Origin of the sequence: Mesorhizobium sp. M7D.F.Ca.US.004.01.2.1 (assembly GCF_003997785.1) — a bacterium.
Taxonomy (GTDB): domain Bacteria; phylum Pseudomonadota; class Alphaproteobacteria; order Rhizobiales; family Rhizobiaceae; genus Mesorhizobium; species Mesorhizobium loti.
Genome location: NZ_RZRQ01000745.1, coordinates 1 through 574, shown reverse-complemented (window position 1 = coordinate 574; position 574 = coordinate 1). Strand labels below are relative to the sequence as shown.

General features: G+C 66.6%; 1 pseudogene. It reads right to left on the bottom strand.

Annotated features, from left to right (window positions below):
- Positions 1-574: pseudogene (locus tag EN993_RS36590) on the bottom strand (NAD-dependent dehydratase); the annotation flags it as partial.

The window sequence follows — 574 nt, the reverse complement described above, 5'->3', positions numbered from 1 at the left end:
GCCGAAATGCTCCGCCGCCTTTTCCGGCGCGATGGAAACGACCGGCAATTTCAGGCCCCGGCCAAGCGCCTCGGCGATTGCACGCATCTCGACACCTTCCTCGCCGACCGCGTGATAGCGCGCGCCCGGCTGCCGCTTTTCCACGGCGAGCCGGTAAAGGCGCGCCGCGTCCGAGAGATGCCCCGCCGAAAAGCGATTGCGGCCCTCGCCGACATAGGCCGAGACGCCTTTTTCACGCGCGATCCCGATAAGCGGCGAGATGAGGCCCTGCTTGACCGGGTTGTGGACCTGCGGCAGCCGCACCACCGACACGTTGACGCCTGCGTCCAGCAAGGCATTGCCGGCCATCTCGGAGGCGATGCGCGGATTGGGATGGCTGGCGTTGAAGACATCCTCTATCGCCAACTGGCCATGTCCGGGGCTGCCCATGCCGACGCCGGAGGTGATCACCAGCGGCCGGTCGGAGCCGGCCAGTGCGGCGCCGAGTGCCGCGATGACGCGCTTGTCCTTTTCGCAATTCTCGACAAACCGCGAAAAGTCGTGGTCGAATGCCGTGTGGATCACGGCCTCCGCC